Genomic DNA, 16,149 nt, shown 5'->3' with positions numbered 1-16,149 from the left:
GCCGGACGTCCCGCACCTGTGGGCAGTACCCCCGCGCCATGCCCGGAAGGCCGGCGCCGCCGAGGCGTGACTCCTCGGTGGCGCCGGCCTTCCGCCGGGCGGTGCATCACGTCGAGCGGTCCCGGGGGCTCGCGGACGGCCGCGCGCCCCCGGGACGGGGAAGGAGCCGTCAGCCGGCCGGCCCGCGCAGCGCCTTGGCGACCGCGGCGCCGATCAGCGCGATGGGCTCGGGCTCGGTCATCTCGTAGTGGCCGCAGGGCACCCGGTGGTCGTGCAGGGTCCCCTGGACGTGGGGCCGCCAGCTGTCGGCCTTGCCGGACAGCACGGCCAGGTCGCCGGGGAAGCCGGTGGCCTCCTCCCGCGCGGCGCTGAAGAACAGCACGTCCCCGCGGAAGACACCGGGCGTGAACTGGTGCGCGAGGCTCAGGTTGTTGCGCATGACCGCGGCGATGGCCTCGGCCTCGGCCCGGGTGACCGGCGAACTCGCCGGGTCGGCCGCCAGGCCGGCGTCGATGCGGGCGAGGACGGCCGCCACGTCCGGCGCGTCGGCCGCGCCCGGTGCCCCGGCCGGGCCGGTCACCCGCATCAGCAGGGAGGCCACCTGCCGCTCCACCGCCGGCTCGTCGTACCGCATGCCCTGCGGCTGCGGGGCGTCCAGCATGGCCAGCAGCTCCACCCGCTCCCCGCGTTCCTGAAGGGCGCAGGCCATCGCGTGCGCCACGAAACCTCCGTAGGACCAGCCCAGGAGCCGGTAGGGGCCGCGCGGCTGCACCTCGCGCACCATGTCGACGTAGGAGGCGACCATGGCTGCCGCGTCCGGGGCGGGCGGGCGGGTGCCGTCGAGGCCGGCGGCCTGGATGCCGTAGACCGGCTGGTCACCGCCGAGATGGGGCAGCAGCCCCGTGTACCGCCAGGACACGCCCGCCCCGGGGTGGACGCAGAACAGCGGGGCGGCGCCGCCCCGCGCCCGCAGCGGCAGGAGCGGAGCCAGCGCGTTCGAGCCGCCGCCGGACGCCTGCGCCGAGGTGTCGTCGGCCGCCGCGAGGAGACCGGACACGGTGGGCGCGGCCAGCAACGCGGCGGCGGGCACGTCGAGCACGTCGGCCTGCCGCAGCCGGCCCACGAGCACGACGGCGCGCATGGAGTCGCCGCCCAGGTCGAAGAAGTTGTCGTGGACGCCGATGCCGCCGATGCCGAGGGTCTCCTCCCACACCCGGGTCACCGCCTGCTCGCGCCCGGTGCGCGGGGGCACGTGCTCGGTCGTCAGGCGCGGCCGGGGGCCGAGGGCCGGACCGGTCTGCGCCGCGGTCCCGGTGTCCGGCGTGCCGGGGCCCGTGCGGGCGCCCGGGGCGTCGATCCAGTGCCGGTGCCGCGCGAAGGCGTAGGGGTGCAGCGGGACGCGCCGGGGCGTGCCCGGCACCGGGGGCAGCGCGGTGTCCACGCCCGCGCTCCACAACCGTCCCAGCGCCTCGGCGAGGACGAACCCGTCGTCCGCTTCGGCCTTGGCGTGCCGCATGGTGGTGACCGTCACCGGCGCCTCCTGGGCGAGCTGGGCGGCGGCCAGCCTGGTCAGCGTGTCCCCGGGCCCGATCTCGACCAGGACGGGCCGCGTGTCCCACAGCGCGGTGATGCCGTCGGCGAAGCGCACGGTGTCGCGGGTGTGGTCGATCCAGTGCCGGACCGAGGTCGTCTGCGCGTCGGTGATCCAGGTGCCGGTGACGTTGGTGACGAACGGGATGCGCGGCGGGCGCAGGGTGACACCGCGCAGGTGCGTCTCGTACGCCTCCAGTACGGGGTCCAGGACGTGGGAGTGGGCGGCCACCGGTATGCGCAGCCGGCGGAACGGGACGCCCCGGCGGCCGAGTTCCGCCTCGAAGCGCGCGACGGCGTCCTCGTGTCCGGCGACGGTGCAGGCGGCGGGCCCGTTCACCGCGGTGAGGGACAGGTCGGCGCCGAGCAGGGGCAGCACCTCCTCGGCGGGTGCCGCGACCCCGACGGTCGCTCCCCCGGCGGAGGTGATGAGCCGGGCCCGCTCGGTGACCAGGGGCAGCATCTCCTCCAGGTCGAGGACCCCGGCCAGGCAGGCGGCCGTGTACTCGCCCAGGGAGTGGCCGATGAGCGCGTCCGGGCGCACTCCCGCCGCCATGAGGGTGCGGGCGAGGGCGTACTCGGTGACCACCAGGGCGAGGAACATGGTCGTGCCGTCGGCCTCACGCCGCTCCAGCAGGGCCTCGCGGACGTCGCCGCCGAGGGCGGGGCGCAGGATACGCGCGCACGTGTCGACGGTGTCGCGGTAGACGTCGTACTCGCGGTACAGGCCCGCGCCCATGCCCGGGTACTGGGTGCCGCCGCCCGGCAGCAGGAACGCCACCCGGGCCGGCTCGTCCGCCACCGGCGGGGTGCCGGGCACGGCGGTGCGCAGGGCGGACAGGGCCTCCTCCCGGGAGGCGGCGGTCACGGTCAGGCGGTGGCGCAGCGCGGGCCGGTCGGCGCGCAGGGAGTGCGCCGTGTCGTCCAGGCGCAGGTCCGGTCGCTTCTCCAAGTGGCGGGCGAGTGCCTCGGCCTGGCCGCGCAGGGCGTCGGCCGTGCGCGCCGACAGCGGCAGCACCAGACGGCGGCCGTCCGCGGGCTCCCGGGGCGGCGCGGACGGGGCGGACGGCGCCTCCTCCAGGATGACGTGGGCGTTGGTGCCGCCGATGCCGAAGGCGCTGACGGCGGCCCGCCTGGGGTGTCCGTCCGCGTGCCAGTCCTCGAGGGTGGTGGGCACCCGGAACGGGCCGGAGGCGAAGTCGATGTGCGGGTTGGGCCGTTCGAAGTGCAGGTTCGGCGGGATCTGCCGGTGTTCCAGGGCCAGGACGGCCTTGATGAGCCCGGCGATGCCGGCGGCCGCCCCCAGGTGGCCGATGTTGGTCTTCACCGAGCCCAGGGCGCAGTACCCGCGGCGCCGCGTGGACTGGCGGAACGCCTCGGTCAGCGCGGCCACCTCGATGGGGTCGCCCAGGCGCGTGGCGGTGCCGTGTGCCTCGACCAGGCCGATGGTGGCGGGGTCGGTCATCGCCTGGGCCTGCGCCGCGAGGATGACCTCGGTCTGTCCGGCGGCGCTGGGCGCGCTGAAGCCGACCTTGCGACGCCCGTCGTTGTTGACGGCGCTGCCCCGGATGACGGCGCGGATGCGGTCGCCGTCCGCGAGGGCGTCCTCCAGCCGTTTGAGGACGACGGCGCCGACGCCGTCGCCGGAGGAGGTGCCGGCCGCGTCCGCGTCGAACGCGCGGCAGTGGCCGTCGGGTGAGAAGGGGCCGCCGGGCACGTGCCGGTAGCCGAGGAACGCGGAGGGATTGAGGGAGACGGCTGCGGCGAGCGCGGTGTCGCACCGGTAGTCGAGCAGGTCCTGGCAGGCGGTGTGCACCGCGACGAGCGCGGTGGAGCAGGCCGTCTGCAGGGACACGCTGGGACCGGTCAGCCCCAGTTCGTAGGAGACGCGGGTGGCGAGCGTGCCCAGGGAGTTGGCGGTGGCCGCGTGCACGAGTTCCACCGAGCCGGGCCGCCCGGCGTAGCGCGGGTACACGTGGGACGGGTAGTAGCGGCTGTCACCGCTGCCCGCGTACACGCCGAACGCGCCGGTCCCGGCGCCGGGGCCGAGGCACCCGGCGTCCTCCAGGGCGTGGTAGGCCGTCTCCAGCAGCAGCCGCTGCTGGGGGTCGACGACGGCGGCCTCGGCGGGGCTGTAGCCGAAGAACCCGGAGTCGAAGCGGTCGATGCCCTCGACCACGGACACCATGCGCACCAGTGTGGGGTCCGTGAGGTCGCGCTCGGTTCCGCCCGCGGCCAGGAATTCCTCGTCGGTGATGGGCCGTACCGACTCGCGGCCGGCGGCCAGGTTGTCCCAGAACGCGTCCAGGCCGTCCGCGCCGGGCAGGCGTGCCGCCATGCCGATCACGGCGACGGCCGGTACCTGTTCGTCCTGCGGTCCGGTGGTCTCAGGCATGGCCTTGGTCCTTCCCGTGCCGGGCGGAGCGGCGGGCGCGGGCCGCACGCTGCCGCTGGGCTCGTTCCTTGGCGCGGTCCAGGTCGTTCGGCCCGGTCGCGGGGGGCTCCGGCGGCGTCTGCGGGTCCGCCGGCGCCGGGGCGTCACCGGGCTCGGGTCCGGTCCGCGCCGACAGGTGGCGGGCCAGGTCGCGCACGGTGGGGTGGGCGAAGAGGTCGACGACCGTCAGCTCGCAGCCGAAGGTCCGGTTGACGGCGTTCTGGGCGGCGACCAGGAGCAGCGAGTTGCCGCCCAGGTCGAAGAAGTTCTCGTCCCGCCCGACCCGGTCGCGGCCCAGGACGTCGCACCACAGGCCGGCGAGCCGGCTCTCCAGGTCGCGCAGCCGCTCCTCCGTGCGGGAGGCGGTCGTCGGCTGCTCGGTGCCGCCGGCCGCGCGCAGCACCCAGTGGTCCCCGCCGGCGGCGTCGGCGGCGGCCCGGTGGAGCGCGCCGAGGTCGGCGCCCTCCTCCAGGGCGACGCGTCCGGCCAGTCGCCGCACCTGCCGGGCGGGTTCGAGGACGTGGCTGCGGACCCAGGGAGCGCTGCGGTCGGCGCCGATCAGCAGGTGGGGTTCGTCCAGGGTGCGGGCCAGGTCGAAGGAGCGCAGCGCGGCGGTGGTGTCCAGGACCCGGTAGCCGCGGGCCTCGGTGAGCGCGGTGAGCCGGTAGCCGCTGCTCATGCCGCGCTCGCGCCACATGCTCCAGGCCAGACTCTGTGCGGGCAGCCCCAGGGCGCGGCGGTGCAGGGCGAGCGCGTCGAGGTAGGCGTTGGCGGCGGCGTAGGCGGTGTTCAGGGCGCCGCCGAAGTAGCCGTTCACCGAGGAGAAGGTGACGAAGGAGCCGACCGGGTGGTCCGCGCTGACGCGGTGCAGGGTCCAGGCGCCGCGCACCTTGGCGTCCAGGGCCCCGGCCCAGGCGGCGGCGTCCAGTTCGCCGACGGGGCGTTCGTCGAACGTCCCGGCCAGGTGGAACACCGACACCAGGGGCGCGCCCCAGTGTTCGCCGGCCGCCTGGACGGCGTCCCGCACCTGCCGCTCGTCGGTGACGTCGGCGCACGCGTACCGGATCTCCCCGAGTTCGCACAGCCGCCGGTACGCCTCGATGCGGGCGGCCAGGGGTCCGGAGGCGGCCAGGTGCCGCGGCCAGGTGTCCTCCGCGGGCAGCGGGGTCCGGCCGAGGACGAGGAGCCGGGTGCCGGGCGTCCGCAGCAGGTGGGCGGCGACTTCGGTGCCGACCCCGCCCAGTCCCCCGCTGACCAGGTGGAAGCCGTCGGCGTGGGACGGTTCGGCGCGGGGTGCCGGCTCGGGCAGCGGGGCCAGCCGCCGTACGAGACGCCGTCCGCCGCGGCGGGCGACCTCGGTGTCGGCGGGGGTGCCGGTCACTTCGGCGAGCAGCAGGGGTACGGGGTCCTCGTCGCCGTGCGGGTCGAGGTCGAGGTGGACGCACCGCAGGCCGCCGGTCTCCTCCCGCAGGGACTTCAGTACGGCTCCGGCCAGGGCGTGCGCCGGTGCGGGCCGGTCCTCGGCGGTGACCGCCTGGGCGCCCGTCGTCACGTACAGCAGGTCCAGGGGGCGCTGCTCGCCGGGCCGGGCGGCGAGGGCCCGGGCGAGCGCGAGCAGCGGCGCGGTGCGGGCTCGGGCGGACGCCGGATCGGCGGCCTCGCCGGTGTGCAGCGCGCCGAGGTGCACGAGGGCGTCGACCGGTCGCCCGTCGTCGGCCAGGGCCCGCAGCAGCGCCGCGTGGTCGGCCTCGGCCGCGGACCGGACCAGGTAGTGGGCGGCGTCGGTACGGGCGTACGACTCTCCCTCGGTGACCTCGGTGCACAGTCCGCCGGCGGCGCGCACCGACCGTGCCAGGCGCCGGGCGAGGTCCTGGGCCCGCGGGTCGCCGCCCGCGAGGACGAGCACGTGCCGGCCGGCTGCCGCCGGGTGCGGGCGGTGGCGCTCGGCCCGCTGCCACACCGGCCGCAGGAACCAGTCGGGCAGGGTGGCGGCGGAGCCCAGCAGCAGCTGGGCCTCGCGGACCGCGTCGTCGAAGGCGCCCGCCTCGAAGCTCTTGCGCAGCCTGGTCCGCTGGATCTTGCCGATCTCGGTCTTCGGGATGGCGCCGGCGTCGACCGGGACGAGGAAGGCGGGGGTGACGCCGGTCTCCCGGGTCACCTTGCCGGCGATCTCCCGCAGCGCGGTGGCGGGGTCGTGCCCGGGTGCGAGGTGGACGAAGAGGGCGAGTTCGTCGGTCGTCGCCGAAGGGTCGGAGCGCACCGCGCAGGCGGCGGTGAAACTGCGGACGGCGTAGGGCAGTTCCTCGACGCAGGCCTCGATCTCGTGGCTGTAGTGGTTGACGCCGTTGACGATGATGACGTCCTTGGCGCGGCCGGTGATGTACAGCTCGCCGTCGCGCAGGAAAGCCAGGTCGCCGGTGTCGAACCAGCCGTCGTCGGTGAACGCCTCGGCGTTGGCGGCCGGGTTGTCGTGGTAGCCGCCGGTCACGGAGGTGCCGCGGACCTGGAGCCGGCCGACCTCGCCCTCGGCGAGCACGGTGTGGTGCTCGTCGACGATCCGCATGGCGAAGCCGGGGTAGGGCAGGCCGCAGCTGACGAAGGTCTCGTCGGTGCCCGGCGGTTCGGCCGGCAGCACGGCGTCGGTGACCACCGAGCAGGTCTCCGACATGCCCCAGCCGGGGTGCATCACGTCCTGCGGCAGACCGAACGGCTCCAGCGTGTGCAGGAACCGGCGGGCGGCCGCGGCCACCACGACCTCGCCCGCGTTCATCACCAGCCGCATCGGGGTCAGGTCCCACTCGCGGTCCCGGAAGCGGTCGGCCTGCCCGGCCAGGAGTCCGAAGGCGAAGTTGGGCGCCCAGGTGACGGTGACCCGGTGCCGGTGAGCGAGGTCCATCCAGCGCGGCGGATCCGCGAGGATCCAGGAGGTGGGCGCGTGGATCTGCCGGCATCCCAGGTACACGTCGCGCAGATGGAACATCACCACGCCGGTGACGTGGTCGAGCGGGATCCAGTTCAGGGAGACGTCCCGCTCGCCGAGCCCGTTCATGGCCGCGGTGGCGGCGGACCGGGTCAGCACGTTGCGGTGGGTCAGGCGCACGGCCTTGGGCAGGCCGGTGCTGCCGGACGTCATCAGCATCAGGACGAGGTCGTCGGGCCGGGCGGCGTACCAGTCGCGGTCCTCGGGCGCGTCACGCAGCGCGTCGGCGGTCGTCAGCCGCAGCCCGGGCCAGGCCTGGCGGGCCGCCAGGTCGCGCAGTCCGGATTCCAGCCCCGCCGAGCACACCATCCAGGGCCGGCCGAGCATCCGCCAGATGCCCTCCAGCTTGGTCAGCGCCGCCGAGGCGGTGGCGTAGGAGGAGGGGACGGTCAGCGGGACCGCGACGAAACCGCCGAGGAGGCAGCCCCACAGCACGGCGAGGAAGTCCTCGGTGGCGTCGCACTGGAGGATCACCTGGTCACCGGGGCGCAGCCCGGCCCGCCGCAGTCCGGCGAGCACCCGGGAGGCCTCCGTGACCAGGGAGGCGTAGCTGCGCCGCGTCTCGCTGCCGTCGGCGTGCACGTGCACGATGTCGCCGTGGTCCCGCTCGGCGGCGCGGACGAGGGCCTGCGCCCAGCCGGACACGGCCGGTTCGGCCAGTTCCGGGCCCTCGCTCAGCGCCGGGACGGTCCCGGCCGCCGTGCGGGGGCCGCCGGCCGCCTGCGGCTCGGCGGTGCGGCGCGGGAGTCCGGCGTGCCGGCGGCCCAGTTCCCCGGGGGCGGCCTCCGCCACGGCCTCGGCCGTGCGCACGCCGGGAACCCGGGCGAGGTGCTGCCGCCAGGACTCGGCGGTGGCGCGGTCGGCCAGGGGCAGGGCGCGCAGCGCGTCGGTGTCGAGCGCGCCGTCGCCGGTGCGGGGCAGGGCGTTGACCGCCGTGACGTGGACGGTCCCGTGACCGGCCTCGTCGAGGACCTGTTCGACGCGTTCGGCGGCGTCCGCGCGGCCGGGCACCACGTACAGGTGCGGCGGCGTGCCGTCGGAGCCGGGCAGGACGGCCGCGTCGCGGATGCCGGGCACGGACAGGGCCGCGTCGGCCAGCTCGGCGGTGCCGGCCCCGCGGGGCGCGGCCGGGGTGCGCCGGGGCGGCGCGGGCAGGTCGCCGATCCTGCGGTCCGGGTCCGCGCTCACCGCGCGCAGTGCTTCCCGCAGGGCGCCGGCGAAGCCTTCGGCGGTGGCGGCGTCGTACAGGTCCGTGGCGTACTCGAGGTGCAGGTCGAGCCCGTCGGGCGTGCCGTCGGCGCCGTGCCGTTCGAGGACGTCGACGAAGAGGTCGAACTTGGCGGTGCCGGTGGCGGTGGGCCGCAGCGGCGCCTCGCGGCCGTCCAGCCGCAGGACGGCGGGTTCGTTGTTCTGCAGGGCGAGCATGACCTGGAACAGGGGATGGCGGCCGGGGCGGCGGGGCGGGTTGAGTTCGTCCACGAGCCGGTCGAAGGGCAGGTCCTGGTGGTCCAGGGCCGCCAGGTCGCGCGGGCGCACCCGGGCGAGCAGTTCCCGGAAGGCGGGGTCGCCGGAGGTGTCGGCGCGCAGGACGACCGTGTTGGTGAACAGGCCGATCAGGTCGTCCAGGGCGGGTTCGGAGCGTCCCGCGACGGGGGTGCCGACGACGATGTCCTCGCCGGCGCCGCAGCGGGTCAGCAGGGCGCTCACCACGGCGTGCAGCACCATGAACAGGCTGGTGCCCTCCCGGTCGGCCAGGCCGAGCAGGTCCCGGTGGAGGGCGGCGTCCACGGTCCGGGTGACATGGGCGCCGGCACCGCGCGGTGTCCGGGGGCGGGGCCGGTCGCCGGGCAGCGTGCACTCCTCGGGCAGCCCGGCCAGTGCACCGCGCCAGTGCGCGGTCAGCCGTTCGAGGCGTCCCGGACCGTCGGGTCCGGGGGCGAGCAGGGCGCGTTGCCAGACGGCGTAGTCGGCGTACTGCGCCGGCAGCGGTTCCCAGGCCGGGGCGCGGCCCGCCCGGCGGGCCGCGTAGGCGGCGGTCAGGTCGTCGGCGAGAGGGCGCAGCGACCAGCCGTCGGCCGCGCCGTGGTGCAGCACCAGCAGCAGCGTCCGCTCCTCCCCGGTCCCGAACAGCCAGGCGGCGAGGGGGCTTTCGCCGGTGAGGTCGAAGCGGTGCCGGCAGGCCGCGGTGATGTGCGCGGCGACCTCGTCGGCCGGGCAGTCCACCGTGCGCAGCCGGGGACACAGTTCCCCCGGTGGCAGGATCCGCTGGTGGGGGGCGCCGTCCCGCTCGGCGAACACCGTCCGCAGGCTCTCGTGCCGGCCGGCGAGGTCGCCGAGCGCCGCGCGCAGCGCCTCGGCGTCCACGGCGGAGCCGATCGGCACCACCAGGGGGATGTTGTAGGTGGCCGCCGAGCCGTCGAGCCGGTTGAGGAACCACATGCGTTCCTGGGCGTACGACAGCGGGACGCGCTCCGGGCGGCCGGCGGCGCCGAGGGCGGGGCGGGCGGGAGCGGCGGCGGGCCCGGTGGGGAGCCGCCGGGCGAGCGCGGCCGGTGTGGGGCCGTCGAACAGGGCGGTGATGGGCACCTCGGCGCCGTTCTCGTGCCGCAGGCGGGCCAGCAGGCGGGTGGCGAGCAGGGAGTCGCCGCCCAGGTCGAAGAAGTTGGCGTCGGCACCGACGGTGTCGCGGGGCAGCCGCAGCACGTCCTCGAACAGGCGGCACAGCAGCGCCTCCTCGGGGGTGCGGGGGCGGGCGCCGGCCGCGGCGGCGGTGAAGTCGGGTGCGGGCAGGGCGGCGGTGTCCAGCTTGCCGTTGGCGGTCAGCGGGAGCGTGTCGACGCTCACGCAGGCCGCCGGGACCATGTGGTCGGGCAGGTGCGCGGCGGCGTGGGCGCGCAGCTCGGCCGGGGCCGGCGGCTTCGGCCCGGCGGGCACCGTGTAGGCGACGAGCTGCCGGGCGCCGTTGTCGGCGCGGCGGACGACGACGGCGGCCCGGGCGACGTGCGGGTGGGCGGCGAGGACGGCCTCGATCTCGCCGGGTTCGACGCGGAAGCCACGCAGCTGCACCTGCTGGTCGGCGCGGCCCAGGTACTCCAGGGTGCCGTCCGCGCGGCGGCGCGCCAGGTCGCCGGAGCGGTACATCCGGCTGCCGGGCGGGCCGTAGGGGTCGTCGAGGAAGCGTTCGGCGGTCAGCTCCGGCCGGCCGAGGTATCCGCCGGTCACGCCCGCGCCGGCCACGTGCATCTCCCCGACGGCGCCCGGCGGCACCGGCCGGCCCGCGGCGTCCAGCAGGTGCACCCGCAGGTCCGCCAGGGGTCTGCCGATGATGCTCGTGCGGCGGGGGTCGCTCAGGTCGGCCGGGACGACGCGGTGGTGGGTGACGTGCACGGTGGTCTCGGTGATGCCGTACATGTTCACCAGCGCGGGGCTGTCCAGCCCGTGCCGGTCGGCCCACGGCCGCAGCCGGGCGGGGTGCAGTGCCTCGCCTCCGAAGATGACGTAACGCAAGGCGCCCGTCGGCTCCGGGGAGCTGCCCGTCGTCTGTTCGGCGTCCGCGTCCATGAGCTGTTCGAAGGCGGACGGCGTCTGGCTGAGGACGGTCACGCCCTCCTGGTGCAGCAGCCGCAGGAAGTCGCGGGGCGAACGGCTGACGGCGTACGGGACGACGACGAGCCGGCCGCCGTGCAGCAGGGCGCCCCAGATCTCCCACACCGAGAAGTCGAAGGCGTAGGAGTGGAACAGCGTCCACACGTCGTCCTCGCCGAGGTCGAAGTGCTCGGCCGCGGCGGCGAAGAGGCGGACGACGTTGGCGTGCGCCACGGGCACGCCCTTGGGCCGGCCGGTGGAGCCGGAGGTGTGGATGATGTACGCGATGTCCGACGGGCCGGTCGCGCCCCGGCGGTCGGCGTCGGTGAGCCCGCCGGCCGGCCGCGCGGCGAGGTCCGCCTCGACGGCGGGGTCGTCCAGGACGACGGCGGGGACACCGCCGGTGAAGCGCGGGGCGAGAGCGGTCTCGGTGACGAGGAGGACGGGGTCCGCGTCGTCCATGACCAGCCGCAGCCGCTGTGCCGGATGGCCGGGGTCCAGGGGGAGGTAGGCGGCACCGGTCTTGAGGACGGCCAGCAGGGCGGGCAGCAGCCCGAGGCCCCGGTGCAGGGCGAGGGCCACCACCCGGCCCGGACCCGCCCCGCGCTCGGCCAGCAGCCGGGCCAGGCGGTTGGCCCGGGCGTCGAGCTCGGCGTAGGTGAGCCGTTCGCCCTCGTACGACACCGCGACGCGTTCCGGCCAGGCTTTCGCCTGCCGCTCGAACAGGTCGGTGAGGGTCGCGGTGACCGGGAAGTCCCGCACCGGGAGGCCGCGCGGATGCTCGCCGGGCAGCAGCAGGTCCAGGTCCCCCACCGGTGTCGTGGGCCCGGCGTCCGCCAGCCGCCGCAGCAGGGTCAGGAACCGGTCGCGGTGCAGGGTGAGTTCGGCCTCGTCGTACAGGGCCGGGTTGGCGTCGAAGGCCAGCCAGAGGTCCCCGGGCCGGGTGCCGGGCCGGACGTTGATCTGGAGGTCGTCGACGGCGCCGCCGGACAGGTGGTGCCAGGTGGCGGGGTGGCCGCCGAAGTCGAGGGACTCGGTGAACGGGACGATGTTCAGCACCGGCCCGTACAGCCGGCGCCCGGTCCCCAGCAGGTTCAGGTCCCGGCGGATGAACTCGCCGCGGTACTGCTGGTGCCGGCGCAGTTGCCGCACTTCCCCGGCGACCGCCCGGACCAGGTCGGCGACCGTTGTCGCGGAGCCGGCGGCCACGCGCAGCGGCAGCACGTCGGAGGCGGTGCCCGGGGTCCGCAGGGCCGCGCTGCCCAGCCGGCTCATCGTGGCCATGCCCAGCACCAGGTCGTCGACGCCGGTCATGCGGTGCAGGTAGACGGCGACGGCGGCGGTCAGCAGATCGGTGCGCGTGACGTCGAGCCGGGCGGCCGCGTCCGTCAGGGCCCGGGCGTCGGCGCCCGCAAGCTCCGCGGTGCGCCGCAGGAACGGGGCGACGGGCGCGGCGGTACGGCGGGTGAGCCGCGCGGGCTCCGGCGCTCCGGCCAGCCGCCGCGTCCAGTGCTCCCGGTCGCGGACGCGGCGCTCGGAGGCGAGGTAGGCCGCCTCTTCCGTCTGGAGCCGGCGCACGGGCGCGAAGACGCCCGGGGCAGGCTCGCGCCCCTCGGCCAGCGCGTTGTAGGTGTCGGCGAGACGGCGGCCGAGGAGCTTGTAGCTGTATCCGTCGAGCAGGATGTGGTGGGCCCGCAGCAGCCAGAGGTGCCGGTCGGGGGCGAGGGTGAGCAGGGTGTGCGAGAACAGCGGCCCCTTGTCCAGGTCCACCGGCGTCGCGAGGTCCGTGCGGACCAGTTCCCAGGCGGCGGCCCCGGGGTCGGCGGCGGCGCTGACGTCGATCCGCCGCAGCGTCCAGTCGTCCGCGTCCGGTGCCCGGTGGCAGCGGGGGCCGTCGTCCGTGTCGACGAAGCGCAGGGCGAACGTGTCGGCCTCGTCCACGGTCCGGCGCAGGGCCGTCTCGAACAGGCCGGTGTCGAGGACGCCGTGGATCTCCACCGCCTCCGCGGTGTTGTACGCGGCGCTGTCGGACGCGAGCCGTCCGGCGTACCAGAGTCCCTCCTGGGCTCCGGACAGTGGCCGGTGGTCGTTCTCGCTGAGTGACTCCTCGTGGAGTGACATGGCACAACCCTCACGTGGCAAGTCGTGATGTCCCGGCCGGAACGGCCCGGCCGGACGGACGGGGGTGCGGCCTCGGCCCGCGTAACGGGGAAGGTGCGGTCGCACGCCGAAGGCGTGGGGCCTTCGCGGCCCCACCGCCGGTCCTGCAAGTGCCCCCAGGGTGCGGCGGGACGGCGGCGCCGATCAAGCCGGGGCGGGGTCCGCGCCGGTGATTCAGGTGTTTCCCTGAAGAACGCCGGGGCCGGGATAGCGCCGGACCCGGCGGGTTCTAAGGAATTCCCGCAACTTTCCCCCGGCCCCCCGTCGCAGGTGGATTCGCCGGCCCACGGCGTTGCACTCTCGAACGGGCCGCGGGCATCCGCACCCCGGCGGTGACGACCCGTCACCGAGCCGTGCGATCAGGCAGACATACCCAGGGAAAGAGGTCTGGCGGCATGCACCGTCCGTTGTGTCCGGTCGAGACGCTGTACGTCGGGCAGCGAAGCAGAGCGGTGCTCTCGTGCACCCTGCGCGGACAGGTCGACGCCGGGGCGCTGTCCGCGGCGTTCGACGCCGTCACGCGGAGCCACCCGACACTGCGCGCGCGTATCGCGCCGGACGGCCAGGGCTTCGCGCTGCGTCTCCTCGGCGAGGACGAACGGCCCCGGCTGGTCACCCGCACCGGCGGCGAGGAGGTGTACGCGACGGAGCTGAACACCCCGCTGCCGGTCGGGGGCCCGCTCAGCCGCGCGGTCCTGGTGAGCTCGCCCGACGGCGACCGCCATCTGTTCGTCCTCGTCATCGACCACACGATCACGGACGGACACAGCAGCATCGCCCTGCACAACGCCATCTGGGATCACTACCGGACCTTGGTCGAGGGCGGCGGGGCCGAAGAGCGGCCGGCCGCGGCCGGCTCGGCCACCGGTTCCCCGGAGGAAGGCGGCGCCTCCCCGCACTGGCCCCAGCCCGTCAGCCGGTCGCTGCCCGACGCCGACCCCGCGGCCACCGCCGCCTACCTGGAGCAGCGCATCGAAGCGACACGACGGCACCCCGTCGAACTCGTGCGCTACGACGTGCCGCGGCCGGCCGACGCCGGACCGGGTGCGGAGCCGGCTCCCGAGGGCCGCATCGAGGTGTGCCGGCTCGCCCTCGACGAGGAGCACACCACACGGCTGCGGCGGACCGCACGCCAGGCCGGCGTGTCCGTACACTCCCTCGTAGCCGCCGCGCTGCTGACGACGGCACGGCGCCGCCTGGAGGGTGACGGCCCCCGCACCCTGGGCTGCCTGTCCCCCGTCGACCTGCGGTCCCGGCTGTCCCCGCCGCTGCCCGCCCTGCTGATGGTGCCGGCGGTCACCACCCATCTGCAGACCCTCGACGTCGCGGCGGACACCGGCCCGATGACGCTGGCGCGTACCGTCCACACCCGGCTGCGCGACTTCCTCGCCCGGGCGGACCAGTACCACGAGATGCGCGTCACGCCCGAGATCCCCCGCAACCCGGCGTTGCAGCTGGCCACCGTGATCGCCACGAACATGGGTGTCGTCCCCGGCCCCCGGCTGCCGGCCGGACTGCGTGCCACCGACGTCCGGCTGGTGCCCGCTCGCGAACAGTACTTCCCGCAGGCGGGCCGCAGCCCGGTCATGGCCTGCGTCGTCTCCTTCGAGGGGCGGCTCGCCATCGAGTTCCCGCACTTCACCGCCTGCTTCAGCCCCTCCTTCATGCGGGCGTTCCGCGACGACGTCCGCGCCGGACTCCTCGCCTTCACGGACGTCGCCGCACCCCTGCCCGCACCCGCACGGTGAGGACGGCCACCCCGGCCCACCGCGCCCTACCGCACCGGCTGCCACAAGGAGCACTTCCCCACATGAGCACCGTCGGCCCCGTCCCCACTCCCCTCGCGTTGCTGCCCCGGGCCCAGGCCGGTGACGAGCAGGCGATGAACCGCCTGCTGACCGCGATCACCCCGTATGTCGCCCGCCTGTGCCGGTCCGTCACCCACGACGACGGCGCCGACGCCACCCAGGAGGCGCTCCTCGCCATCTACCGCGGCCTGCCCACCCTGCGCGAACCGGCCGCGTTCTACGGCTGGGTGCGCTCGGTGACGGTCCGCGAGGCCGTCCGCACCGCGAAACGGGCGGGCGAGGAAGGCCCCTACGTCCACGTCGACGCCGACCAGGACGCGAACCCGCTCGACGCCGTGCACATCAGTGATGTGCTGGAACGGCTCTCCGCCTCCCACCGTCAGGTGCTCACCCTGCGCGCCTACGGGCTCAACGAGGAGGAGATGGCCCAGGTCCTCTCCCTGCCGGTGGGGACGGTCCGGTCCCGTCTGCACCGGGCCCGCCGCCGCTTCCGGGAGGCCTGGCTGCCCTCGGCGGCGTAGATCCGGTCCCGGGCGGGTCGGCGCCGCGCACGGGCAGACCGCGGACGGCGTGCGCGCCGTCCGCGGTCGCCGCGGCGGGAGCGAGGGGGCGTGTGGCGGCTACTCGACGAAATCCGGCAGGACGCGCGGCGGCCACTGTCCCACGGCGAACATCCCCAGTCCGTGGGCGCGCGCCACGAGCGCGGGGCGGTTGGGCGCGTCGAACCTGCGCAGCAGCCGCCCCACGCGGTACTCGACTCCTTGGCGGCTCATGTACAGGCGACTGGCCAGTTGCACCGTCGACGCACCGCTCGCGACCCCCTCGAGCACGCGTGCGTCGAGTGCGCTGAGCGTGTGTCCGCTTCGGTGTTCCCACAGGTCGTGGTCGCCGGTGTGGCTGAGCAGGATGACGAGTCCGGCGGGGCCGTCCGGGCCGGCCACCGCTATGGCGGTCAAGGTGGCGCGGAAGGTCCGGCCGGTGCCGTCCCGGCCGGTCACCTGCTCGGTGAACCAGTTCGACCGGCCTTCGCAGACGTCGGCGAACCGGTGCCGCAGGTTCGCGGGCAGCCGCGCGAGGAGGAGGTCGCACAGGTCACGGCCGCATATCTCGCCCGGACTGAGCCCGAAGGCTCCGGCGAACTCCGTCTCCGCCGCGGTGACGGTCGTGTCCCGGGCGGAGACGTGGGCCGTGTACGTACGACGTCTGCAGTCCCTGCCCTCGGTGTCCGGCGGAACGGATCCGAAAGCGGAGACGGCGCCGGCCTTCGCGCCGTCGGAAGAGGAAGGAGAAGCGAGAGAGGAGGCGGTGCTCATGGTGGCCACGGACGTACCCTCTTTTCTGTGCATGGGGGGTTGAGATGCGCCACGTCCTTCGGACAACGTTGTCGGGGCTCCTCTTCCCCGATGTCGTCCGCTCGGGATCCGCCGGACCACCGCTACGCCCGCCAGGGCCGCCGCAGCGGCGCCGGCAGGGCTGAACCCTCTGCCGGCGCACGGGAAGCGGCTGCCGCACCCTTCCGCGCGGCCTGCTTCCACGACGAGCCCGACAGGACGCGAGGGAGCACGGGGACCTCCGGAGACGAGGGCGAGATC

General features: G+C 75.6%; 5 protein-coding genes. 2 read left to right on the top strand and 3 right to left on the bottom strand.

Features of this window, described 5'->3' with window-relative positions:
* Positions 1 to 169 precede the first annotated feature (169 nt).
* Both ACZ4SV_RS14740 and ACZ4SV_RS14735 read right to left on the bottom strand, forming a co-directional pair.
* A complete protein-coding gene (locus tag ACZ4SV_RS14740) occupies positions 170 to 3,985 on the bottom strand; it encodes a type I polyketide synthase (protein WP_468004427.1) in 3,816 nt (1,271 codons plus the stop codon).
* Positions 3,978 to 12,710, bottom strand: a complete 8,733-nt coding sequence (locus tag ACZ4SV_RS14735; RefSeq protein WP_468004425.1) for an amino acid adenylation domain-containing protein — start codon at positions 12,708 to 12,710, stop codon at positions 3,978 to 3,980. The genes ACZ4SV_RS14740 and ACZ4SV_RS14735 overlap by 8 nt, the downstream gene beginning before the upstream one ends.
* 434 nt (positions 12,711 to 13,144) lie before the next feature.
* On the opposite strand from ACZ4SV_RS14735, the gene ACZ4SV_RS14730 reads away from it, so the two are divergent.
* Together ACZ4SV_RS14730 and ACZ4SV_RS14725 are read left to right on the top strand one after the other, a co-directional pair.
* Positions 13,145 to 14,497: a phthiocerol/phthiodiolone dimycocerosyl transferase family protein gene (locus ACZ4SV_RS14730; RefSeq protein ID WP_468004423.1), complete on the top strand. Its 1,353-nt coding sequence runs from the start codon at positions 13,145 to 13,147 to the stop codon at positions 14,495 to 14,497.
* Between the two features lie 62 nt (positions 14,498 to 14,559).
* On the top strand, positions 14,560 to 15,078 hold the full coding sequence (locus ACZ4SV_RS14725; protein ID WP_468004421.1) for an RNA polymerase sigma factor: 519 nt from the start codon (positions 14,560 to 14,562) through the stop codon (positions 15,076 to 15,078).
* A gap of 99 nt (positions 15,079 to 15,177) precedes the next feature.
* Here the strand turns inward: ACZ4SV_RS14725 and ACZ4SV_RS14720 are convergent, their stop codons facing one another.
* Positions 15,178 to 15,870 (bottom strand): PAS domain-containing protein, encoded by a 693-nt coding sequence (locus ACZ4SV_RS14720; protein WP_468004794.1) that lies wholly within the window; start codon positions 15,868 to 15,870, stop codon positions 15,178 to 15,180.
* Positions 15,871 to 16,149 lie beyond the last annotated feature (279 nt).

The organism is Streptomyces sp. NPDC027672 (assembly GCF_055566335.1).
This window is presented reverse-complemented; position numbering and strand designations above follow the sequence as displayed.

Bases quoted from the DNA above. Each gene is read 5' to 3' on its own strand.
- ACZ4SV_RS14740 (WP_468004427.1), bottom strand. From the start codon at position 3,985: ATGCCTGAGACCACCGGACCGCAGGACGAACAGGTACCGGCCGTCGCC.
- ACZ4SV_RS14735 (WP_468004425.1), bottom strand. From the start codon at position 12,710: ATGTCACTCCACGAGGAGTCACTCAGCGAGAACGACCACCGGCCACTG.
- ACZ4SV_RS14730 (WP_468004423.1), top strand. From the start codon at position 13,145: ATGCACCGTCCGTTGTGTCCGGTCGAGACGCTGTACGTCGGGCAGCGA.
- ACZ4SV_RS14725 (WP_468004421.1), top strand. From the start codon at position 14,560: ATGAGCACCGTCGGCCCCGTCCCCACTCCCCTCGCGTTGCTGCCCCGG.
- ACZ4SV_RS14720 (WP_468004794.1), bottom strand. From the start codon at position 15,870: ATGAGCACCGCCTCCTCTCTCGCTTCTCCTTCCTCTTCCGACGGCGCG.